This is a genomic window from Pantoea sp. ANP04, assembly GCF_041982285.1.
Lineage (GTDB): Bacteria > Pseudomonadota > Gammaproteobacteria > Enterobacterales > Enterobacteriaceae > Pantoea > Pantoea eucalypti.
Genome location: NZ_JAUTYS010000011.1, coordinates 131,608 through 151,418 on the forward strand (window position 1 = coordinate 131,608; position 19,811 = coordinate 151,418).

General features: G+C 56.0%; 24 protein-coding genes. 14 read left to right on the forward strand and 10 right to left on the reverse strand.

Features of this window, described 5'->3' with window-relative positions:
* Positions 1 to 290: 290 nt before the first annotated feature.
* Both Q7C21_RS15850 and Q7C21_RS15855 read right to left on the reverse strand, forming a co-directional pair.
* On the reverse strand, positions 291 to 461 hold the full coding sequence (locus tag Q7C21_RS15850) for a hypothetical protein (protein ID WP_003851420.1): 171 nt from the start codon (positions 459 to 461) through the stop codon (positions 291 to 293).
* 164 nt (positions 462 to 625) lie between these two features.
* Positions 626 to 874 (reverse strand): YqjD family protein, encoded by a 249-nt coding sequence (locus Q7C21_RS15855; RefSeq protein WP_003851418.1) that lies wholly within the window; start codon positions 872 to 874, stop codon positions 626 to 628.
* A gap of 187 nt (positions 875 to 1,061) precedes the next feature.
* Between Q7C21_RS15855 and Q7C21_RS15860 the strand changes: the two genes are divergently transcribed.
* The gene (locus tag Q7C21_RS15860; RefSeq protein WP_008925950.1) at positions 1,062 to 1,274 is read left to right on the forward strand and encodes a DUF2767 family protein; all 213 of its coding nucleotides are present in this window, start codon (positions 1,062 to 1,064) and stop codon (positions 1,272 to 1,274) included.
* A gap of 15 nt (positions 1,275 to 1,289) precedes the next feature.
* Here Q7C21_RS15860 and Q7C21_RS15865 read toward each other — a convergent pair whose 3' ends face one another.
* From Q7C21_RS15865 to Q7C21_RS15875, 3 genes are all read right to left on the reverse strand, one after another.
* The gene (locus Q7C21_RS15865) at positions 1,290 to 2,300 is read right to left on the reverse strand and encodes a Ppx/GppA phosphatase family protein (protein WP_003851414.1); all 1,011 of its coding nucleotides are present in this window, start codon (positions 2,298 to 2,300) and stop codon (positions 1,290 to 1,292) included.
* A gap of 23 nt (positions 2,301 to 2,323) precedes the next feature.
* Positions 2,324 to 2,881: a hypothetical protein gene (locus tag Q7C21_RS15870; RefSeq protein WP_003851412.1), complete on the reverse strand. Its 558-nt coding sequence runs from the start codon at positions 2,879 to 2,881 to the stop codon at positions 2,324 to 2,326.
* Positions 2,882 to 2,942: 61 nt separating this feature from the next.
* Positions 2,943 to 3,272: a hypothetical protein gene (locus Q7C21_RS15875; protein WP_033762441.1), complete on the reverse strand. Its 330-nt coding sequence runs from the start codon at positions 3,270 to 3,272 to the stop codon at positions 2,943 to 2,945.
* 214 nt (positions 3,273 to 3,486) lie between these two features.
* Here Q7C21_RS15875 and Q7C21_RS15880 point away from each other — a divergent pair, with 214 nt between their 5' ends.
* The 3 genes from Q7C21_RS15880 to Q7C21_RS15890 all read left to right on the forward strand — a co-directional run bounded on the left by Q7C21_RS15880 (position 3,487) and on the right by Q7C21_RS15890 (position 4,664).
* Positions 3,487 to 3,666 carry a hypothetical protein gene (locus Q7C21_RS15880; RefSeq protein ID WP_003851407.1) on the forward strand — a complete coding sequence of 60 codons (180 nt, stop codon included), beginning with the start codon at positions 3,487 to 3,489 and terminating at the stop codon, positions 3,664 to 3,666.
* Between the two features lie 184 nt (positions 3,667 to 3,850).
* Positions 3,851 to 4,234: a hypothetical protein gene (locus Q7C21_RS15885; protein ID WP_003851405.1), complete on the forward strand. Its 384-nt coding sequence runs from the start codon at positions 3,851 to 3,853 to the stop codon at positions 4,232 to 4,234.
* A 16-nt stretch (positions 4,235 to 4,250) separates the two neighbouring features.
* Positions 4,251 to 4,664 (forward strand): N-acetyltransferase, encoded by a 414-nt coding sequence (locus Q7C21_RS15890; protein WP_003851403.1) that lies wholly within the window; start codon positions 4,251 to 4,253, stop codon positions 4,662 to 4,664.
* Here the strand turns inward: Q7C21_RS15890 and Q7C21_RS15895 are convergent, their stop codons facing one another.
* Complete coding sequence (locus Q7C21_RS15895) at positions 4,665 to 5,327, reverse strand: MBL fold metallo-hydrolase (protein WP_003851401.1); 663 nt, start codon at positions 5,325 to 5,327, stop codon at positions 4,665 to 4,667. It lies immediately after the preceding gene.
* Between the two features lie 22 nt (positions 5,328 to 5,349).
* Positions 5,350 to 6,273, reverse strand: a complete 924-nt coding sequence (gene ldcA, locus Q7C21_RS15900) for a muramoyltetrapeptide carboxypeptidase (RefSeq protein WP_375150891.1) — start codon at positions 6,271 to 6,273, stop codon at positions 5,350 to 5,352.
* 164 nt (positions 6,274 to 6,437) lie between these two features.
* Between ldcA and emtA the strand changes: the two genes are divergently transcribed.
* Positions 6,438 to 7,067: a membrane-bound lytic murein transglycosylase EmtA gene (emtA, locus tag Q7C21_RS15905; protein ID WP_003851398.1), complete on the forward strand. Its 630-nt coding sequence runs from the start codon at positions 6,438 to 6,440 to the stop codon at positions 7,065 to 7,067.
* A 10-nt stretch (positions 7,068 to 7,077) separates the two neighbouring features.
* On the opposite strand, the gene Q7C21_RS15910 is transcribed toward emtA, so the two are convergent.
* Positions 7,078 to 8,034 (reverse strand): sugar-binding transcriptional regulator, encoded by a 957-nt coding sequence (locus Q7C21_RS15910; RefSeq protein WP_375150871.1) that lies wholly within the window; start codon positions 8,032 to 8,034, stop codon positions 7,078 to 7,080.
* Between the two features lie 182 nt (positions 8,035 to 8,216).
* Between Q7C21_RS15910 and Q7C21_RS15915 the strand changes: the two genes are divergently transcribed.
* From Q7C21_RS15915 to Q7C21_RS15950, 8 genes are all read left to right on the forward strand, one after another.
* Complete coding sequence (locus tag Q7C21_RS15915; protein WP_003851394.1) at positions 8,217 to 9,158, forward strand: D-ribose ABC transporter substrate-binding protein; 942 nt, start codon at positions 8,217 to 8,219, stop codon at positions 9,156 to 9,158.
* Between the two features lie 2 nt (positions 9,159 to 9,160).
* Positions 9,161 to 9,760 carry a DUF2291 family protein gene (locus Q7C21_RS15920; RefSeq protein ID WP_375150872.1) on the forward strand — a complete coding sequence of 200 codons (600 nt, stop codon included), beginning with the start codon at positions 9,161 to 9,163 and terminating at the stop codon, positions 9,758 to 9,760.
* Positions 9,760 to 11,274 carry a sugar ABC transporter ATP-binding protein gene (locus tag Q7C21_RS15925; protein ID WP_140033522.1) on the forward strand — a complete coding sequence of 505 codons (1,515 nt, stop codon included), beginning with the start codon at positions 9,760 to 9,762 and terminating at the stop codon, positions 11,272 to 11,274. Before Q7C21_RS15920 ends, Q7C21_RS15925 begins: the two co-directional genes overlap by 1 nt.
* Before the next feature lie 2 nt (positions 11,275 to 11,276).
* Entirely contained in the window at positions 11,277 to 12,383 is a 1,107-nt protein-coding gene (locus tag Q7C21_RS15930; RefSeq protein WP_375150873.1) for an ABC transporter permease, read from the forward strand.
* Between the two features lie 192 nt (positions 12,384 to 12,575).
* Positions 12,576 to 13,406 (forward strand): transketolase, encoded by an 831-nt coding sequence (locus Q7C21_RS15935; RefSeq protein ID WP_033762432.1) that lies wholly within the window; start codon positions 12,576 to 12,578, stop codon positions 13,404 to 13,406.
* A complete protein-coding gene (locus Q7C21_RS15940; RefSeq protein WP_033762428.1) occupies positions 13,399 to 14,343 on the forward strand; it encodes a transketolase family protein in 945 nt (314 codons plus the stop codon). Before Q7C21_RS15935 ends, Q7C21_RS15940 begins: the two co-directional genes overlap by 8 nt.
* A 2-nt stretch (positions 14,344 to 14,345) precedes the next feature.
* The gene (locus tag Q7C21_RS15945; protein WP_003851386.1) at positions 14,346 to 15,833 is read left to right on the forward strand and encodes an FGGY family carbohydrate kinase; all 1,488 of its coding nucleotides are present in this window, start codon (positions 14,346 to 14,348) and stop codon (positions 15,831 to 15,833) included.
* Positions 15,834 to 15,853: 20 nt separating this feature from the next.
* Positions 15,854 to 17,272: an L-fucose/L-arabinose isomerase family protein gene (locus Q7C21_RS15950; protein ID WP_375150874.1), complete on the forward strand. Its 1,419-nt coding sequence runs from the start codon at positions 15,854 to 15,856 to the stop codon at positions 17,270 to 17,272.
* 117 nt (positions 17,273 to 17,389) lie between these two features.
* On the opposite strand, the gene Q7C21_RS15955 is transcribed toward Q7C21_RS15950, so the two are convergent.
* Together Q7C21_RS15955 and Q7C21_RS15960 are read right to left on the reverse strand one after the other, a co-directional pair.
* Entirely contained in the window at positions 17,390 to 18,520 is a 1,131-nt protein-coding gene (locus Q7C21_RS15955) for a mechanosensitive ion channel family protein (RefSeq protein WP_375150875.1), read from the reverse strand.
* A 96-nt stretch (positions 18,521 to 18,616) separates the two neighbouring features.
* Entirely contained in the window at positions 18,617 to 19,351 is a 735-nt protein-coding gene (locus Q7C21_RS15960) for a flagellar brake protein (protein ID WP_008925965.1), read from the reverse strand.
* 209 nt (positions 19,352 to 19,560) lie between these two features.
* Here Q7C21_RS15960 and Q7C21_RS15965 point away from each other — a divergent pair, with 209 nt between their 5' ends.
* Positions 19,561 to 19,809: a GlsB/YeaQ/YmgE family stress response membrane protein gene (locus tag Q7C21_RS15965; protein WP_003851381.1), complete on the forward strand. Its 249-nt coding sequence runs from the start codon at positions 19,561 to 19,563 to the stop codon at positions 19,807 to 19,809.
* Positions 19,810 to 19,811: the final 2 nt, after the last annotated feature.

Sequence of the window (19,811 nt, forward strand, 5' to 3'; positions counted from 1 at the left end):
TATGGAGTGTTAGAGATTGACGCTACAGATAAAGTTCATTAATACGGAATGTTTTTCTGAGTCGTTGAATTTTCGTTTGAACTTTGGCCGATTTTTTTACTTAAATAAAAATGCAATTTAATTATTTGTGATCAAATTGAAATTTTCTGGGAAGTTTTATTAATGAATTAGGCAGGTTTTAATTTCAGGCAGGACTACTAGCAGATTAATCATTAGCGAAGATATTTTATGTGACTGAGGAATAATACAACGCCATGAATGAACCCCGGCATAGGTGCCGGGGCTGGGAATTATGACTGAGGCTGCCCCACGGGTCCGGCGCCCAGCGTACCGCCCGGTGAAGACTGACCGCTTGGCGCATGAGGACGGCCATCCGCTTTAATCGCGTCGCTCCTCTGTGAGCAGCCTGCCAGAGAGGTAAACGTCGCTGCAACCAGCAGCAGAGCAGAAAGTGTTTTCATAAGGTCACCTTGATGTTGTCAGAAACAGAACGTAACTCAACGCTGAGTCTCCCGGTACGCTGACCTGAAAAGGCTTATCTTTCAGATATATCTCAGCTGGCGAGACGCGTCGGAGCAAAAAAAACGGAAGCGCGCGGCTTCCGTTCTGTTGGCGTTCAGCGGGTTTACTTGCGGCCCAGCAGGAAGCCGATAAATACGCCAACGCCTGCAGCAACGGCCAGACCGGCGACAGGATTAGACTGAACCTGATCGCGGATAGTTTCAGCAGCGTCGCGGGCAGCATAGGTTGCCTGGTTGGTGTAACGGCGTGCTGCGCCTTTAGCCTGATGCTCAGATGAACCGGTTGCTGCACCCCATTGTTCCTGAACTGCGCCAGCGGCTTCTTTTACTTTATCTTCGATTTTTCCTGACATTTATTGCTCCTTGGTTATGAGTGAGACCCTCAAAGCGTAGCAAAGATAGTGAATTCTGCTCTTCCGGCGGGAGATTTAGGGCTAAGAAATCATTTCTGGCTGTTAATGGCGTGGTGTTTGCGGGCCAGCCATTTCCTGTCTGGCCTTTGAAAAGGCGGCACAGGAAGCCACAGTCGGAGGAGAAGCGATGAAACGTGATACACTGAATGATGATGACTATGAAGAAGTCTGCCGGGTGATTGGTGATGCGGTGATTGTGCTGATGGAGCGCGGTCATGACACCCGCCGTGGCGAAATCTATGACCTGCTAAAACGTACGCGCCAGCAGCGCGCCCATAGTGAACGGGATGAACAGCGGAGGCTGGATCATGCCATCCGGCTGGTCAAACCCGACGTATAGCGGGGGAGCGCCGCGCTACTGCAGCAGCACGCCCTGAATCAGGCTGGCCTCAACAAGGGTGACCTGATCTATTTTCAGCGCCTGCATAAACCCTTCCACCAGTAACAGATTGCTGACGTCGGTGGCGCGGTAGTCACCCGACAGTTCACTGTCGCCTTTCCAGACCTGTTGCTGCGAAAGCTGCTGTAATTCCGTCAGCGTATAGCGATGGGGTTTTCCCGGTAACTGATTGCGGATCGAAAAACCGTGTACGCCTCCAATGCCAATGACCCGACGACCCGTCACATCCTGTTTAATCTGCGGGCTGACCTCATTCGTCGCGTAAAACTGCACAAAGCGCAGCACCGACGGCCGCCATGAGCCAATCGGGTTAGGGGAGCTGACCTGCGGGCTATTCTTCAGCACCGTCAGAATAAAGTTCTTTAACGTTACCGAGGCCAGCTTACCCTGATAGATATCGGCTACCAGCTTGCCGGACTGCTGTCGCCAGGCGGTCATCTGCATCGACCCGCCGCCAATATCCCAGACCAGTAACTGCTCATCACGGATTGCCGGATCGTTAAGCGCGGCTTTAGCGGAAAGGAAACCGAGTTTCGCTTCCTGCTCTTGCGAGATGATGTTGATTTCCGCACCGGTCTGACGCTGCAACTGTTCAATGACTGCCTGACCGTTACTGGCGTTGCGGAACACCGCCGTGGCGACGCCGCTGATTCGCTGTGGATGAAAGCGCTTTGCGTGCGCAACAAGCTGCTGCAGTGCGGCTACGCCTTCCTGTGTTATCGCCGGATTGAGCTGGTTATCTGCTGAATGCGCTAATGCATCGTTCCAGGCCACGGCGCGCTGATCCTGATACAGCACTTTTTCAATGCGTAGCTGGCAGACGTTGACGCGTGCAACCGCAACTTTCGTGGTGCCAGAACCGATATCCAGGCCGGCGCGAATTTGCTGGCAACGATCGGCCTGGGCAGCGGCGGCAAAAAACAGCGAGCAGACGAGTGTAAAAGCAGACAGCGCAGCAGAACGCATAGCGACTCCGGAAGCAAAGGGGATCAGCGTGAACGAGCGGCAACGCAGGCCGGATAGACGCTCACCAGAAAATGACGAAGATGATCAAAACACCATTCGGCGTCATCCGCCTGAGGACAATAGAACTGAATAGTGATTTTTTCGTAATCGCGCTGACGCTGGCGCAGCGGTGACCAGCTCCAGTCGAGTACAGAACGGGCATAATTGACCAGGCTCTCTGCGGGCATCTGATGCTGCTTCTCCTGCCCGGCCAGATAACGGTAGAAGCTCGCCTCCAGCTGCAATGCCTCCTCGTGCCCGTGTTGCGGAAGATCGGGTCGAAAGGCCACATCGATAAAACCGCAGATAGCATCAGCCTGCTGCTGCCAGTCACAAGCCAGCGTCATAAACAGCCCTTCCTGCAGATTGATCTCTTCGACCAGCCGCCGAAGATTTACTGAGCGGTTCAGCACCGCGATCTCCTCAAGCCGACCGGTTTCCAGCGTCAGATCAAAACCACACGGATTCACTGAGCCATCTGCATTGCGGGTGGCGGGGAAGGGGAAGTCAATATAACCGTTGTTATCCAGACGCTTTTCCATCAGAGGGACCTGCTGCTTGACGTTTCCTGACAATAAACGATCTGGCAGCAGGATTCATCCCCTATGGACAGGTCCAGGTGATTTGGGTGTCCTGATAAGGATTAATCAGGCGGAACTGCTTATCTGACAAGCGTTGCGCATAGTAGCCTTCAGGCGTAATGGCGGAGGGAACATATTTAAATCGATCCAGCGACTGCAGCGGACCACTCTTCACGCTGACATTCTCACGGGTCACCGTGAAGCTGTTAACCAGGTCAAAAATCACGCCCTGAGTTTCCCCCATCGACTGACCATAAATTGTCGAGACCTCACCTGGGCACTCCACCCCTTTCGGGCCAGATGAACATCCAGTCATCATCGTGATGAGGATAAACATGCTTAGTCGCATCATGATTTTCTACCTGCTTCAATCCCTGGGCGTTTTATGACACCGCGTCTTTCCTGCGGCGCCACTAATGACTTAATCATAGCAGTTTCCACTACGCTTTCTGTTTGAGATTTGTTTAATCGTTAAGCAACAGGAATGTAAAGGGGTGACTTTGCTTATCAATAAACGTTATTCTTGGCTCCTTTGCGCACCACTTAGGCAAATCCAGGGATAAATGATGAAAGAAGAAGAAGCAAGTCTAATGATTATTCGCCATGCAGTTGACCAGCTTGAAGCCGATAAGAAGCAACAAGTGATCGCCTGCTCAGCGGATATTCGTGCAGCAATGCAGGCTTACGATAGCGAGAATGCGGGGCTGGCGCTGATGTTAGTGGCGGCCGAGGTGGCGGCTGAATAATCCTTATCCGGCCAGTATGGCTGCCTGTCTGACTAGCCGGATTACTTTATCTTTTCTCAACTTTCAGCTTTTTTCGCACACCGATTCCATTTTTTAATGGTCTTAGTGTCAATGCCTCACTACCCACCTGCGATCGTTAATATGTTAAGCTAAAAATTCTTAGTAAAATCAGCGGAGACACAGCATGAAGGCAGCGTTAATTGCCCTGGGCCTGCTGGCCTGTCACATTGCACCCGCCTGGAGCGAAACCGAATTTCAGCTTAACTGCCCTGGCAGGGCGACCATGACCGTTTCACGTGCTGAATATGGTTTAACCACCCTGATGTGGCCAGAAAATCATTTCCAGATTGCGGCCGGTCAGCAGCGTACCCGTCTGGAAGCGGGCGATAAGGTGGCGATTACCCGATTTCGCAACGGCGATCAGCTGATTGTAAACCAGCGCACTCAAGCCAGTTTCTTTGTCTATCACGACAGCGATAAACTGCTGCCCTGCAGCCGCACCGAAAAACGCGATGTGGATGCGCTGAGCCTGGAGCGCTATGACGATCGTCAGCGTTCCGACAGTTAACCGCCCTGGAGCCACTATGCAACCTGAGATTACCGATAACGTCACCGCGCAGGACCTGGATGAAGTCAGACTGGGTCTGACTGCGTTCAACAGCAAATATATTAATACTGATGAGATCAGGTCGATCGGCGTGTTTATTCGTGATGACCAGGGCAGAAAGCTGGCCGGGCTGACCGGATCAACCGCCGGAAACTGGCTGCGGATTGATATGCTGTGGGTGAGTGAGGCGCTACGCGGGCAGGGGGCGGGCAGCAAGCTGATGCAGGCGGCAGAGCAGGAGGCGCGGGATCGCGGCTGTCGTTTTGCGCAGGTGGATACCGCCAGTTTTCAGGCGCGACCGTTTTATGAAAAGCTCGGCTATACGCTGCGCTTCAGTCTGGATAACTATCCACGGCATCACCAGCGCCACTATCTGACGAAAGCCCTGTAATCAAAACAAGGGTTGCTGACGCAAATCCAGCGGATTCTGTTCAGCCTCATCAATCGCCGCCAGCCAGCTCTGCAGCGTGACCTTTTTCCAGGAGAGATGTCCACGCGTAGTGCTCATCAGCACCACGTCAGGACGCAGCGATCGATAAAACTCCAGCGTTTGACTCAGCTCAGCCAGATTACTGTCCGGCACCAGCACCGTGACCCACTGATCATGAGAACGTGTCACAGTGTCGCCGACAAACAGATAGGTCAGCCCCAGCGGCGAGGTATAGAGATAACTGCAACTGCCTGGTGTGTGTCCTGGCGTTGACAGTAATTGAACATCCCCGAAGTGCGTCTCGTGCTGTGAAAAGGTGTCGTCAGGTTCAGCAAAACGGCTTATCGCTCCCAGCGACCGGCTATGGCAGTAAAGCGCGCTACTAAAGCGTTGCTGAATCACCGCCGCGCCGGGCGCAGATTCGTGCCAGTGGGTCAGATAGTGGCGGATGACGCCGCCGCTATCGGCGATGACTTCATGATCAAGCGGGTTTTCTACACGGCCAATCAGCAGATTGCCGCGCGGGTGACGCAGCATAAAGCCATGCATCATCAGGTCGTTAACGGCATCTTCCACCGGAAATTCCGGGGTCGAGATCCACAAATCGTCATACAACGGCTTCAATGTCGATCTCCTGAAACGTACTTTATTCCCGCAGGACGGGGTGGCCGGTTGCCTGTAAATGGGCGTGGCCCTGACTGACCGCTAATCGTGCGCGGGTACCCAGCGGCAGTGTGACGGTGTCAGCAGCATGACCAAAATCTAATCCACTGATCACTGGCAAACCACTGATGTCACGCACGTGTTGCCAGACGGTCTCGAAATTAAACCCATTGTCATACTCTGACAGAGCCGTGCTGGTGAAGCTGCCTGTGACGATCGCCCGCTGGCGCGCCAGAATGCCGCTCTGCTGCAACTGAATGAGCATGCGCTCAATGCGGAACGGATGTTCATTCACATCTTCGATCACCAGAATGCCGTTCTCAATCTGTGGCATCCACGGCGTGCCAATCAGTGAGCAGAGCATCGCCAGATTTCCGCCCCACAGCGTACCCTGCCATTCGCCCTGATCTGGCGTTTCACTCTGCCATTTCACCTCTACTGTAGGCGATGTTAGTGCCTGCCAGAAGTGGTGGAGGGTAAATTCAGATAAGGTCGCGGCGCCGAAATTACCCGCCAGCATGGGGGCGCTGAAGGTAATCAGGCCGACCTGCGCCAGTAACGCCAGCTGAATCACGGTGAAGTCGCTGTGGCCACACAGCGCTACTGGCTGATTCATCAGACGGCGCTGCAGGCCGATGTAGTCGATGGATTCCAGTAACCGGCTGGCCCCATAACCGCCTCGCACTGCCAGCACGATATCGGGCAGGGTGCTCAGGCTGGCAAGCTGATTGATATCCGCCAGGCGTTCTGCATCTGTTCCCGCAAAGCGCTGAAAACGGCGGGTGATCACCTGTTCGTTCTCTATCTGATGGCCCGCCGCACGCAGGCGCGTAATAGCCTGCTGCGCCGCAGGTTGGTTGTGACAGTAACCGGAGGGGGAGATAAGACGAACTGAACGTGAAATCATCATACTTTCCTGCTGTTGGCGGCTGACTAACGGCGATGATGGCGAAAAGCCTCGCTGAAGTCACGGTACGCGCCGCATTTTAGTGCATTTAGGATAAACGGTAATTTTGCTCTCAGGCTGCCTGGGTATGATAGCATTCGCCACAACAGCTAAGAGACGAAAAATTGCTGAAAATCCGACACCTTATACTCCCGGCGTTACTCCTGACCGGCTGTGCCAGCGAGCCACCGCATCAGGTCGTTAAGCAACGCAACACGCCATTAACTCAGGCACCCCCGTCCAGCGTCAATGGGACCTGGGCAATGTTTACCGAAGATGCCGCCAGTCATTATGGCGTTGATGAGAAGTTGATCAGCGCCATTATCAGTGTCGAGTCGGGAGGAAATCCGGGCGTGGTGAGCCGTTCTAATGCGGTGGGTCTCATGCAGATTAAAGCGTCAACTGCCGGGCGCGAGGTCTATCGCACACTGGGCCGTCGTGGTCAGCCATCGAATGCTGAGTTGCGCGATCCGGCCAAAAATATTGATATCGGCACCGCCTACATCCGTATTCTGCAGAATTCAGCACTGTCAGGCATTCGTGATCCGCTGACACTGCGTTATGCCACCATCGTCTCTTATGCCAACGGTGCAGGGGCGTTGCTGAGGACGTTTTCCAGCGATCGCGATCGGGCCATTGCGATGATTAATTCCATGTCCCCGGATGAGTTTTATCAGCACGTACAGAAAAAGCATCCGGCGGCGCAGGCACCGCGCTATCTCTGGAAAGTGACCACAGCCTACCGCACAATCTGATGGGGTGTGATTACTCCTGCGGCGTGAGCAGTAGTCGCGCCGTGGGATAATCGATAATCAGCACCTTAATGTAACCTCCCAGCAACGCGCCCCGAATCGCCTGCGCTTTTTCCCGTCCGCCTGCCAGCCCCACGACCTGCGGGCACTGTTTAACCTGCACCAGTTCCATCCCAATCACCGGATCTTCCTCGGCTTTCAGCACCGGCTGACCACAGGCATCAAAGTAGTGCAGGCAGATATCGCCTACTGCGCCGCGCGCTGCCAGCGTCTGCAGCATGTTGCCATCGTAGTAGTTGCCGGAGTTGCGCAGCAGTGCTGACGGCTCCAGGTCGCCAATACCGACAATCGCCAGGTCTACCTGATCAAATTTACTCAGGACTTCGGCGACCTCTGCGTTGGCTGATAGTCGCTGACGATCGGTGACCGAATGCTCAATTGACTGCGACGGCAACAGCCAGGCGGGACAGTTCAGCAGCGCCGCCAGATTCTGCGTCAGAATAGTGGCCTGCACGTTGCCGTTAGCCCCAACGCCGCCCAGCAGCTGAATCACCCCTTTACAGGCGCTGTTAAGCGGATGCAGCGCATCTACCATCGCCCGGATAGTGCCGCTCCATGACGAAATGCCAATCAGTTCATCATTACGCAGCCGGGTCTCCAGATAGTGAGCAGCCGCCGATCCAATCGCCTGTTTAATCTGTAGCGACGACGCCTGCTCGGGCACATCCACCACAATCGCCTGCGGCAGGTTATAGGTCTGTTCAATGGCCTTTTCCAGCTCCGGATAGACGTTGGCCGGTGGCACCACACTGATCTTGACCACACCTTCTTTCACGCTGCGATTAAGTATGCGTGAGACAAACGACTGCGATAAGGTCAGTGACTGCGCAATGTCGGACTGCTTCATCCCTTCGACATAGTAAAGCGTGGCAATCTTCACCATCAGTCGTTGTTCATCCTGTTTTGCCATCGGTTTTCCCTCTCTGAATCTGCCCGGTATTGTTAACCAGGATGATCAAAATCACAACGCAGGCTAATTTGTGATCGTTTTCGCTTTTTAAAGATCGCGCATTGGACGGCGTGTCCGCGCAGGCGCATAGTCATTATGCATATAAAATCGCATGTGAATATATATTCAAGCGGAGAATAATAATGACTCGTCCTCTGATTAAACTGACCCTGCTGGCTTCGATGATCGCTTTTTCTGCAACGGCGCTGGCGGCGGAGCAAGGCCTGCTGGCGATTATCACCCCATCCCATGACAACCCTTTCTTTAAAGCCGAGGCGGAAGGCGCTCTGGCCAAAGCCAAAGAGCTGGGTTACGCCACGCTGGTGGCGTCGCATGACGATGATGTTAATAAGCAAAACCAGCTGATTGAGACCGCAATTGCACGAAAAGCCAAAGCGATCATTCTGGACAACGCCGGTGCGGACGCCACCGTCGGACCGGTGCAGAAAGCCAAAGATGCCGGCATCCCGGTTTTCCTGATTGACCGTGAAATTAATAAAACCGGCATCGCCGTGGCGCAGATCGTCTCCAATAACTATCAGGGCGCGCAGCTGGGTGCAGAGAAATTTGCCAAATTGCTGGGCGGCAAAGGGGACTACATTGAACTGCTCGGCAAGGAGTCTGATACCAATGCGGGCGTGCGGTCGCAGGGTTATCACGATGTACTGGATGATTATACCGACATGAAAATGGTGGCGCAGCAGAGCGCCAACTGGAGTCAGACCGAAGCCTTCAGCCGCATGGAAACCCTGCTGCAAAAACACCCCAACATCGTGGGCGTGATTTCCGGCAACGACACCATGGCACTGGGCGCAGAAGCGGCGCTGAAAGCCGCGGGAAAAACATCGGTGATCGTGGTGGGCTTCGACGGCAGTGACTACACCCGCGATTCTATCCTCAACAAAGGCAATATCAAAGCGACGGTGCTGCAGCCGGGCTGGGATCAGGCGCAGATGGCGGTCTCGCAGGCGGATTACTACCTGAAGAACGGCAAAGCGCAGAAGCAGGAGAAGCAGCTGATGGATTGCGTGCTGATTGACGAAAGCAACGCCGCGAAGCTGAAAAACTTCAACCTGGCCAAATAATCATGAAACGGATACTGGCGGTATTGATCGGTATGGCGTTGCTCAGCGCCTGCACCGTGGTGGATCTGGATGCGGACGGTAACCCGATCATGCCGAAAGATCCGTACGCGAAGCCCAGCTATACCACCCAGATGCCGCAGCAGATTGCGGAGGAAACCTGGCAGCCGCGTGTTATGGCCACTGCGAACAGCCACGCGCTGAGCTGGGCCGACATGGAAGCGAAAAGTCAGACGGTGAAATCTGGCGGCCGCGAAAGTGTCTTTGTGCGGGCCAGCGGGACGGCCAGCGCTTTTGATGAGAGTAACCCGCGTGAACGCACGCTGACGCTGATGATTAATGGTAAGCCGGTGGCGATCAGCGTTGGCCCGGTACTGCGCAGCAACGCTATCCGGGATGCCGCCGGTTTCCGTTTCGAAGAATTTACTAATCAGGTGCAGTACGCCCAGCTCACCCGGGCACTCAACCGTCATGCAGTGAAGCAGTTGCCGCCACTGGATGCCAGTTGGGTCAACCAGCCAGTGCAGGCGCTGCTGGCCGTAAGCATCGGGCAGAACAGCGTTGAAGAGGTGGTGGCGATTGAGCTGAAGCGGGGGACGCCCTGATGGAAGATGAAATTATTCTGCGGGCCGAACAGATCTCCATGCTGTTTCCCGGCACGCTGGCGCTGGATCGCGTCGATTACCGGGTCTGGCGCGGCAAAGTGAATGTGATTATCGGTGAAAACGGCGCGGGCAAATCGACGCTGATGAAGATTCTGGCGGGCGTGCAGCAGCCTACCGCCGGGTCGCTGTTTCTGAATGGTGAGCCGCTGACGCTGAGCAGCACCCGCGATGCCGCCCGGCACGGCATCGGCATGGTGCATCAGGAGCTGAATCTGTTTGAAAACCTTACCGTGGCGGAGAACCTGTTTCTGGGCCGGGAGATCCAGCGTGGCCTGGCGCCGATCAATGAGGCGGAGCAGGCACGACGCACCGCCGCACTGATGGCGCGTCTTGACCAGCCTATCCCGCCCGGTGAGCGGGTCGGCAATCTCAAAGTGGGTCAGCAGCAGCTAGTGGAGATCGCTAAAGCGCTGGCGGAAGATGCAGACATTCTGATTCTTGACGAGCCCACCTCGGCGCTGAGTAAAACCGAAGTTGAGATCCTCTTCCGGGTCATCCGCGACCTGACGCAGCAGGGCGTTACCCTCATTTATATTTCGCATCGGCTGGAAGAGCTGATGGCAATTGGCGACGTGATTACGATTCTGCGCGACGGACGCTTTCAGGCAGAAGCGCCGGTCAGCACCATCGATGTGCCGTGGATCGTTCGCGAGATGCTCGGCAGTGAGCCGGTTACCACCTTCCTGCCGGACGAGCGTGAGTTTGGCGCGCCGGTTCTTGAGGCGCAGCACATCACCTGCGTCAGCCCCAACGGCAATACCCTGGTTGATGACGTCAGTTTTCAGGTGCGGGCCGGGGAGATTGTCGGTATCTACGGCCTGATGGGGGCGGGTCGCACGGAGCTGTTTGAGTGTCTGCTCGGCAGCCAGCGTCACTATCTGGGCAAGCTGTGGCTCGACAGTAAACCGCTGCCTACGCGCCTGCCCACTGCCGATCGCATCCGCATGGGGATGAGTCTGGTGCCGGAGGATCGCAAACGCGCCGGGATTTTCCCGGTCTCGTCAGTTGCCAGTAATCTCACCATCGCCAGCCTGTGGCGGCGATTGTCGCACCGCTTTGCCATTGCGCACCGGGCGGAGCAGCAGGCAGTGACTCAGACGGTCGGTAATCTGGCAATCAAAATCTCCTCGCCGGACATCGCGATCAGCGCACTGAGTGGTGGCAACCAGCAGAAAGTGGTGATTGGCCGCGCGCTGCTGACGAATCCGCGTCTGCTGCTGCTGGATGAGCCGAGTCGCGGCATTGATGTCGGGGCTAAAGCGGAGGTGTTTCGCATGATGGTGGCGCTGTCGCAGCAGGGTATTGCGGTGCTGTTCTCCACCTCAGACCTGAAAGAGATTATGGCGGTAGCCGATCGCATCCTGGTGATGTCGGGCGGCAAACTTACGGCTGACCTTCCGCGAGACCAGGCGGAAGAGGCAGCGCTGGTGAAAGCAAGTGCGCAGGGGTTCTGAGCATGAAAAGCAATAACAGCGTCGCGCTGAACACACTTCCGGCGAAAGCGTTTAGTTCACGCGAAAGCATTCTGCTGCTGCTTCTGAAGCTGCGTACTTTTATTGCGCTGATTCTGATTGTCGGCTTCTTCGCCATCACCGTGCCGGACTTTCTTGCCACCGGCAGTCTGGTGATCATGGTGAAACACATCGCCATCAACGCCTTTCTGGCGCTGGGTATCACCTTTGTCATTATCACCGCCGGCATTGACCTGTCGATTGGGGCGACGCTGGGGCTGTGCGGCATGATCGCGGGCTGGCTGATCACCAAAGGGATTGTGCTGCCGATGTTTGGCATCGCCATCTTCCCCAGCGTCTGGGTAATCGTGCCGGTCGTGCTGTTGATCGGTGCGCTTATTGGCGCAGGCAACGGCTGGATCATTACCCGCTACAACGTCGCACCTTTTATCTGCACCCTTGGCACCATGTACATCCTGCGCGGTGCGGCGATGCTGACCTCCGGTGGCGAAACCTTTCCCGGTTTGCAGGGTAATCCGCTATTGGGTAATACCGGCTTCGATCGAATCGGGGCCGGCACCTTTCTCGGGCTGCCTTATGCCATCTGGATGATGGTGGTGCTGGCGCTGGTGATCGCCTATATCGCTCGTCGCCTGCCGTTTGGCCGTCAGGTTTATGCCATCGGCGACAACGAGCGCGCCGCTGAACTCTCAGGCGTGAAAACCCGTCAGGTGAAGATTCTGGTTTATACCCTGTCGGGATTCTGCGCAGCGATTGCCGGCATTGTGGTCTCATCACAACTGGTCGCCAGCCATCCGGCAAACGGCACAGCGTTTGAGATGAACGCCATTGCGGCTGTGGTACTGGGCGGCACCTCACTGGCGGGCGGACGTGGCACGATTGTCGGGACGCTGATCGGTGCGTTCGTCATCGGCTTTCTGGCGGATGGTCTGATCATGATGGGCGTCAGCGAATTCTGGCAGATGGTGATCAAAGGCATCGTCATCATCATCGCGGTCATCATCGACCAGACTCAGAGCCGGATGCAGCAGAAGGCGGCGGTCGCGGCGCAGAAAGCATTAATTGAGGAGGGGGCACCGGCTAAATCCTGACTGGTTTATCGCCGTCCGGGCAGGGTGCACCGCTAAGCGATTCTGCATAAGCGGCAGCAGTCAGCCCGGAGTGACGGGCAGTGTGGTGAACAGAGGACAAGACCTTTATCAGCCACACACTTTTTTAGGCACAAAATTTTTTAACTGGCGTGAATATATATTCATAACCGATTTAAAATTCAGAGGTAGTGTATGAATCCTTTCAATCTTCCGGTCGAAGACCTTGAGCGCCGGGCGCGGGCTATCCGTCGGCGCATCATCCAGCTTAACGCAGGCAGCCCGGCAGGCGGTCATACCGGCGCTGACCTGTCGCAGGTGGAGATCCTCACTGCGCTCTACTTTCGCATTCTGAACTGCGCACCGGATCGCACGGATGATAATCAGCGTGACATCTACATCCAGTCGAAAGGGCACGCGGTGGGCGGCTACTACTGCGTGCTGGCGGAAGCGGGCTACTTCCCGACCGACTGGCTGGCGACCTATCAGCACGCGGACTCGCATCTGCCCGGCCATCCGGTCCGGCAGAAAACGCCGGGCGTCGAACTCAATACCGGCGCGCTGGGCCATGGCCTGCCTGTGGCGGTCGGTATCGCTATCGCGGCGAAAAAAGATAACAGTTCGCGCCGCATCTTTGTGGTCACCGGCGATGGTGAGCTGGCGGAAGGCAGTAACTGGGAAGCGGCACTGGTGGCGGCGCATTACGGCCTCGATAACCTGATCATCATCAATGACAAGAACAAGCTGCAACTGGCAGGTGCGACCCGCGACATCATGAACACCGATCCGCTGCCGGAAAAATGGCGCGCCTTTGGGCTGGAGGTCACCGAGTGCAACGGCAATGCGATGGCATCAGTGGTCGACACCATTGAAAACCTGCCGAAGAACGGCAAACCGCAGGTGATTGTGGCGCATACCGAAAAAGGCTTTGGCGTCTCCTTTATCCAGAGCAAGGCGGAATGGCATCACCGGGTGCCGAAAGGCGAAGAGATCGCACTGGCACTGGAGGAGCTGAAAGATGAGTAATGCACAACATTTAGCAAGCGTCATGGTGACGGCCTTTATCGACGCGGTGAATCGCGGCGTGGATCTGGTTCCTGTGGTGGCCGACTCAACCTCAACCGCCAAAATTGCCCCCTTTATTAAGGCATTTCCCGACCGGCTGATTAATGTCGGCATCGCCGAGCAGACGCTGGTGGGAACAGCGGCAGGTCTGGCACTGGGCGGCAAAGTCGCGGTGACCTGTAACGCCGCGCCGTTTCTGGTGTCACGTGCCAATGAGCAGGTGAAAGTCGATGTCTGCTACAACAACACCAACGTCAAACTGTTCGGGCTGAATGCCGGGGCCAGTTATGGCCCGTTAGCCAGCACCCATCACAGCATTGATGACATCGCGGTGATGCGCGGATTCGGCAATATTGAGATCTATGCGCCTTCCTGCCCGCTGGAGTGCCGCCAGATCATCGACTACGCCCTTGAGCATGTCGGGCCGGTCTATATCCGTCTGGATGGCAAAGATCTGCCGCAGCTGCACGATGAAAATTATCAGTTCAGACCAGGCGCGATCGATGTGCTGCGGGAAGGCAGTGACATCGCGCTGGTGGCGATGGGCTCAACGGTTCACGAGGTGGTTCACGCCGCCGAGCAACTGACTGAACAGGGCATTTCAGCCGGTGTGATCGCGGTTCCATCGATTCGACCCTGTGATACCCAACAGCTGCGCAACCTGCTAAATCACTATCCAGCGGTGATTACCGTGGAAGAGCACAACGTCAATGGCGGCGTCGGCAGCCTTGTGGCTGAGGTGCTGGCGGAAGGCGGTTGTGGCATCCCGCTGTTGCGGCTTGGCATTGCGGATGGGGAATATGCGATTGCAGGCGATCGCGCCTCCACCCGCGCCCATCACGGCATTGATGCCCGCAGCGTGGTCAACAGTGCAGCGCGCATCTGCGCAGGAGCATAAACATGGTGGGACCTCTGATTCTGGCGATTGACGAAGGCACCACCAATGCCAAGGCGATTGCGGTTGATCGCGACGGCCGTGTGGTGGCACGCGGTAGCCAGAGTTTAACCCTGCAACACCCGCAGCCCGGTCTGGCTGAGCAGGATCCTGTGGCAATCTGGCAGGCGGTAAAACAGGCCATCGCCCATTGTCTGGCGTCGTGTGCAGGTGCGCCTGTCGCGGCGGTGGCGATCAGTAATCAGCGTGAGTCGGTGATGATCTGGCAGCGGCGTGATGGTCAGCCGCTGACACCGCTGGTGAGCTGGCAGGATCGACGCTCCGAGTCATTCTGTCGCGACCTTCGGCAGGCGGGTAAAGCGCCTCGCATCACCGGCCTGACCGGGCTGGCTGTTGATCCGATGTTTCCGGCCGCCAAGCTGACCGGGATGCTGGCCACCATTCCCGAGGGCGCGGCGCGGGCGGCTGCCGGCGAGCTTTGCATCGGCACGGTCGACAGCTGGCTCACCTGGCAGCTCAGCGCGGGCGAAGTCTTTATCACCGATCACGCCAACGCCTCCCGCACGCAGCTCTACAGTCTGCACCTCAACGACTGGGACGACGAGCTGCTGACGCTGTTTCACTTGCCGCGCGCCGCACTGCCGCGCATCACCTCTTCAGCCAGTGAACAGGGCGTGGTGGCGGTAAATGACATTCCCGGTCTGGCGGCAGGCACGCCGATTCTGGCGCGTATTGGTGATTCCCATGCCGCGCTGCAGGCGCAACGCCGCGGCGAGTCTGAAGTGGTGAAAGCCACATACGGCACCGGCTCTTCATTGATGATGTCCATGGCAACGCCGCTGCTGACGGAAAATGGCCTCAGCACCACGGTGGCCTGGCATGACGGCACGCTGCGTTATGCGTTTGAAGGCAACATCACGCACACCGGTTCCGGTGCCGCCTGGCTGGGTAAACTGCTCGGCGTACAGGATCCACGTGAGCTGACCGCGATGGCGCAACGCTGCGACGACAATCAGGGCATCTATTTTGTCCCTGCGCTCTCAGGTCTGGGCGCGCCCTGGTGGGATCTTCAGGCACGCGGCATGGTGTGCGGACTGACGGATGCCGCAACACCCGACGAGCTGGCGCGGGTGGCACTGGAGTCGATCGTCTGGCAAATCGCCGATGTCTTTTTCGCGATGGAGCAGGCCAGCGGACAGCAGCTTCCGGCGCTCTGTGTCGATGGCAGCGCCACTGAAAATAGCTGGCTGATGCAGTTACAGGCCGATGTGTTGCAGCGGCCGTTGCAGCGGGTCCCGACCGCTGAGGTCTCCGCGCTGGGCGCGGCACTGCTGGCAGGCAAAGTGCTGGGGTGGTGGCAGCAGGGCAGTGATATGCAGGCTTTACAGGGCGGCAGCGTCATCCTGCCGCGTGAAGAGAACGCGCAGCGTATGCAGGAAAATTATAAAGGCTGGATCGATGCCGTTGCACGCTGTCGTTATCAGCCACATTAATCCTTATCCGGAGCAGAGCCATGTCAACACTTCCTCAGCAGTTAACCTTCGGTGTCATTATTGGCAACCGGGGGTTTTTTCCCAGCTATCTGGTGGGCGAGGCGCGCCAGCAGGCGGTCGCGCTGTTTGAAAAAATGAACATCAATACCGTCATGCTGGACGAAACCCAGACCAACCTGGGCGGCGTAGAGACGCGGCAGGAGGCAAAAATCTGCGCTGCACTGTTTCGCGAACACCGCGAAAAAATTCACGGCATTGTGGTGCTGCTGCCTAACTTTGGTGATGAAAAAGCGATTGCAGAAGCACTGCGTCTGGCCGGCCTGAATGTGCCAGTGCTGGTGCAGGCGGAAGAGGATAATCTCGATAAAATGGGGCTGGCGACCCGTCGCGACAGCTTCTGCGGCAAAATTTCGCTCTGCAATAACCTGCGGCAATATGGTATTCCGTTTACCCTGACCCGCCAGCACGTCTGCGCCCTGAGCGGTGAGGTCTTCAGGCAGGATCTGCAGCGGTTTAGCCAGCTCTGTCGTGTCGTGAATGCTATGCGTCGGGTGCGCGTCGGCGCCATTGGTGCGCGGCCCGCCGGATTTAACACCGTGCGTTATAGCGAAAAGCTGCTGGAGAAGATGGGCATCGCGGTGGAAACCCTGGATTTATCGGAGATTTTTACGCGTACCAACCGGCTGCGCGATGATGATATCCGCGTAGCAGAGAAGCGTGAAATCCTGGAGGCTAACGCTGATGCGCGCGGCATTCCGGGTGACAAACTGGTGACCATGGCCAAACTGTTTGTGGTGATCAGCGAATGGATCAGTGACAACGATATTGATACCACCGCTATTCAGTGCTGGACCTCACTGCAGGAGAATCTGGGGATTAACGTCTGCTCAATCATGAGCGTGATGTCGGGCCAGCTGATGCCCAGCGCCTGCGAAGTAGACGTGATGGGCGCGCTGTCGATGTACGCGCTCGCCAGCTGTTCGCTGAGTCCTGCCTTACTGGCGGACTGGAACAACAACTTTGGCGATGAACGGGACAAATGCGTGCTGTTTCACTGTGGTAACTTCGCCAGTGCCAGCCTGGAGTCACCGACGATGGGCACGGCCGATATCATCGGCACCACGGTGGGCAAAGAGAACACCTGCGGTGCAGTGCATGGCCGGATGAAGCAGGGTGATCTGACCTACTTCCGTCTTTCAACCGACGATTTTAGCGGCGAAATCAAAGCCTATGTCGGTGAGGGAATGTCGGTCACCGATCCGCTGGACACGGTGGGCTGTCGTGCGGTGATTCAGGTGCCGCAGCTGGAAACATTGCTGGCGTGGATCTGCCGTAATGGCTTTGAGCATCACGTGGCGATGAATCACTCAGCGACGGCAGATGTGCTGCAGGAAGCGTTTAGTGAGTATCTCGGTGTAAGTTGTTACCGGCATGAGTAAACGGTGAGACTGAATTGCAGAACGCCATAGGGGAAGGTGGGACAGCCGATGCGCTTACGGTTCTGGCCGCACCGGTATCCCTGCCCGCCATCCCAATACAGGAGGGCGGGCCTGGGTTTAGCGCGCCATCCTGCGCACCTCGCCATCTTCATTTTCCACCGCAACCAGATCCACCGGAGGCAGATTGCCGCCGCTGAACTCCACCTGACGAATCGGGAAGGCGAAGCGGATGTTACGCTCTTCAAGAGCCGCCATCAGCTGCAGGTTAATTTCCTGCTGAATATCCATGTATTTGTTGTAATCCGCATCGAGCACAAAATAGACCACTTCAAAGGTCAGCTTTGAGTCTTCAAAGGCCAGGAAGTGGGCGCGGTCAAAACGGGTCGTCTCAATGTCCTGGATAATCTCTTTAACCAGCGGGCTGATCGCCCGAACCTGATCAGAGGGCGTGGCATAGCTGATACCAAACTTAAAGACGATGCGGCGCTGCTGCATGCGTTTGTAGTTATGGATGGTCTGCTGCAACAGAATAGTGTTTGAGCAAACAATCTGCTCACCGCTCAGGCTGCGCAGACGCGTGGTTTTCAGGCCAATATGTTCAATAGTGCCCGCAATATCACCAAACACAATAAAGTCGCCGTGCTCAAACGGCTTGTCAAAGCCTATCGCCAGCGACGCAAACACATCACTCAGCACGGTCTGAATTGCCAGCGCAATCGCGATACCGCCAACGCCAAGGCTGGCAACCAGTGCCGTAATGTTAATGCCGATGTTCGACAGAATGGCCAGGAACATCATGATCCAGACCACCACCCGCAGCAGAATGCCCAGGATCACCGTCGTCACCGGATTACGCACATGAATCGGATCGCGCAGCAGGCTTTTCAGCCATAGCCGGATGCCGCAGTCTATCCATAGCGCGAGCTGCACAATCAGCGCCAGGAACCAGCCGTGCGCAATAGTCACGCTCCATGAAGCAGGCAGGTCGACAAACTTCAGGGCAATCAGCAGCGAAAAGATCAGCAGCAGTGTCTGGCTGGTGCTGCGCAATATCTCCACCAGAATCGCAGTGGCGCGGACGTGACGATGTTCGCTATAGAGGGCAATCCGGTTGGAGATAAAGCGAATCAGGGTACGTAATACCCAGTAAATCAGCAGGGTAGAGACGATAACGATAGCGCTGTTGAGCCAGAGTTCCTGATTAAAAAAGAGGGCGTGAAAACGACGTGAAGAGAGCCAGTTTTCCATTGGGGAGGGTCTCCTTGCTGGGTTCCGGTTTAAAAGAAAACAAGCAAGAAGCATAGCCTGGATGCGGCCCACCTGTGTGGCGCATCCATAAAGCGGTTACTGGAATCGGGTCGATTTATCGCGCGCCAGGCGCTCAAGAGCAAAGATAATCTGCTGAAGCTGTCGCTCCTGTGCCGGATTCAGCGTGGCAAAACGAAAGCTCAGGCGGGGTGTAATCAGGGTTTCATTTTTGCGGTTCACGACACAGCGTTCGCCAATACTCAACAGCTTCACCGGCACTTCAAAAATGCCATATTCGCCCAGCTCAACCCGGAACTGATTGAAGCTGTCGCCATTCTGCAAGCCTTCCGGCAGCGGTTCATCCACCAGCACACCGATACCGCCCAGAGAGAGATCCTGTAATCGCAGACGCGTTTTACTGCCATCCGGCCACAGGGTGTGGCACCAGAACTGCGGCTCCATCGGTGCGCAGACCCGAAAAAATTCCCGTCGCTGAATCTGCCACAGCAGGTCCGGCAGCGGTGAGCTGAAAGCGGGTAAGCCTTCAAACTCAATTTTTTCCAGTGAGGTGAGGCTGAACTCCACTTTTGCACCAAAGGTTTCAGCGGTGATACTGAGATCATCGCTGGTTAGTGCGTACTCGTTATCCAGGTTATTACTGCCGAGGTCAAACACCACGCGATCTTTATCGGCAGTCAGCATCCGGCTGATAAACTGCCCGCGCGGGAAGCGCACCAGTAAGGGCGTCTGCAATCGCAGCAAATCTTTCATAACGCCCAGAACCGCCAGCGTGCCACGTTTTAAATATTGTTCCTGGTCGGCTTCTTTCACGTCCTGCTCCACAAGGGGTTACTGTATTTACACTCTTTTTTTGCCTCGTCACGGTTATCGGCGCGGCTGGAAAAAGCTTTAATTTGCTCGTCATCAATAATAACTGTGAGCGGACGAGCAATTTTCAAAATGCTGGCTATACTTATCGCGGTAAACCGCTTGATAAATCAGGCGTTCACGATTTAATCATAAAAAGGAAGGAGCAACAGATGGGTATTATTTCCTGGATCGTCTTTGGCTTGATCGCGGGTATTCTGGCGAAGTGGATTATGCCAGGTAAAGACGGTGGCGGTTTCATTCTGACTGTTGTACTGGGTATTATCGGTGCAGTAGTGGGTGGCTGGATCAGTACGCTGTTTGGCTTCGGCCGCGTCGATGGGTTTAACTTCGGCAGTTTTGTGGTCGCAGTGATCGGTGCCATCGTGGTGCTGTTCGTGTACCGCAAAGTACGCAGTTAACC

What these genes read in the sequence shown, in the direction of transcription:
- Q7C21_RS15850 (WP_003851420.1), bottom strand. Translation starts at nt 461, where the DNA reads ATGAAAACACTTTCTGCTCTGCTGCTGGTTGCAGCGACGTTTACCTCT.
- Q7C21_RS15855 (WP_003851418.1), bottom strand. Translation starts at nt 874, where the DNA reads ATGTCAGGAAAAATCGAAGATAAAGTAAAAGAAGCCGCTGGCGCAGTT.
- Q7C21_RS15860 (WP_008925950.1), top strand. Translation starts at nt 1,062, where the DNA reads ATGAAACGTGATACACTGAATGATGATGACTATGAAGAAGTCTGCCGG.
- Q7C21_RS15865 (WP_003851414.1), bottom strand. Translation starts at nt 2,300, where the DNA reads ATGCGTTCTGCTGCGCTGTCTGCTTTTACACTCGTCTGCTCGCTGTTT.
- Q7C21_RS15870 (WP_003851412.1), bottom strand. Translation starts at nt 2,881, where the DNA reads ATGGAAAAGCGTCTGGATAACAACGGTTATATTGACTTCCCCTTCCCC.
- Q7C21_RS15875 (WP_033762441.1), bottom strand. Translation starts at nt 3,272, where the DNA reads ATGATGCGACTAAGCATGTTTATCCTCATCACGATGATGACTGGATGT.
- Q7C21_RS15880 (WP_003851407.1), top strand. Translation starts at nt 3,487, where the DNA reads ATGAAAGAAGAAGAAGCAAGTCTAATGATTATTCGCCATGCAGTTGAC.
- Q7C21_RS15885 (WP_003851405.1), top strand. Translation starts at nt 3,851, where the DNA reads ATGAAGGCAGCGTTAATTGCCCTGGGCCTGCTGGCCTGTCACATTGCA.
- Q7C21_RS15890 (WP_003851403.1), top strand. Translation starts at nt 4,251, where the DNA reads ATGCAACCTGAGATTACCGATAACGTCACCGCGCAGGACCTGGATGAA.
- ldcA (WP_375150891.1), bottom strand. Translation starts at nt 6,273, where the DNA reads ATGATTTCACGTTCAGTTCGTCTTATCTCCCCCTCCGGTTACTGTCAC.
- Q7C21_RS15910 (WP_375150871.1), bottom strand. Translation starts at nt 8,034, where the DNA reads ATGGCAAAACAGGATGAACAACGACTGATGGTGAAGATTGCCACGCTT.
- Q7C21_RS15915 (WP_003851394.1), top strand. Translation starts at nt 8,217, where the DNA reads ATGACTCGTCCTCTGATTAAACTGACCCTGCTGGCTTCGATGATCGCT.
- Q7C21_RS15920 (WP_375150872.1), top strand. Translation starts at nt 9,161, where the DNA reads ATGAAACGGATACTGGCGGTATTGATCGGTATGGCGTTGCTCAGCGCC.
- Q7C21_RS15925 (WP_140033522.1), top strand. Translation starts at nt 9,760, where the DNA reads ATGGAAGATGAAATTATTCTGCGGGCCGAACAGATCTCCATGCTGTTT.
- Q7C21_RS15930 (WP_375150873.1), top strand. Translation starts at nt 11,277, where the DNA reads ATGAAAAGCAATAACAGCGTCGCGCTGAACACACTTCCGGCGAAAGCG.
- Q7C21_RS15935 (WP_033762432.1), top strand. Translation starts at nt 12,576, where the DNA reads ATGAATCCTTTCAATCTTCCGGTCGAAGACCTTGAGCGCCGGGCGCGG.
- Q7C21_RS15940 (WP_033762428.1), top strand. Translation starts at nt 13,399, where the DNA reads ATGAGTAATGCACAACATTTAGCAAGCGTCATGGTGACGGCCTTTATC.
- Q7C21_RS15945 (WP_003851386.1), top strand. Translation starts at nt 14,346, where the DNA reads ATGGTGGGACCTCTGATTCTGGCGATTGACGAAGGCACCACCAATGCC.
- Q7C21_RS15950 (WP_375150874.1), top strand. Translation starts at nt 15,854, where the DNA reads ATGTCAACACTTCCTCAGCAGTTAACCTTCGGTGTCATTATTGGCAAC.
- Q7C21_RS15955 (WP_375150875.1), bottom strand. Translation starts at nt 18,520, where the DNA reads ATGGAAAACTGGCTCTCTTCACGTCGTTTTCACGCCCTCTTTTTTAAT.
- Q7C21_RS15965 (WP_003851381.1), top strand. Translation starts at nt 19,561, where the DNA reads ATGGGTATTATTTCCTGGATCGTCTTTGGCTTGATCGCGGGTATTCTG.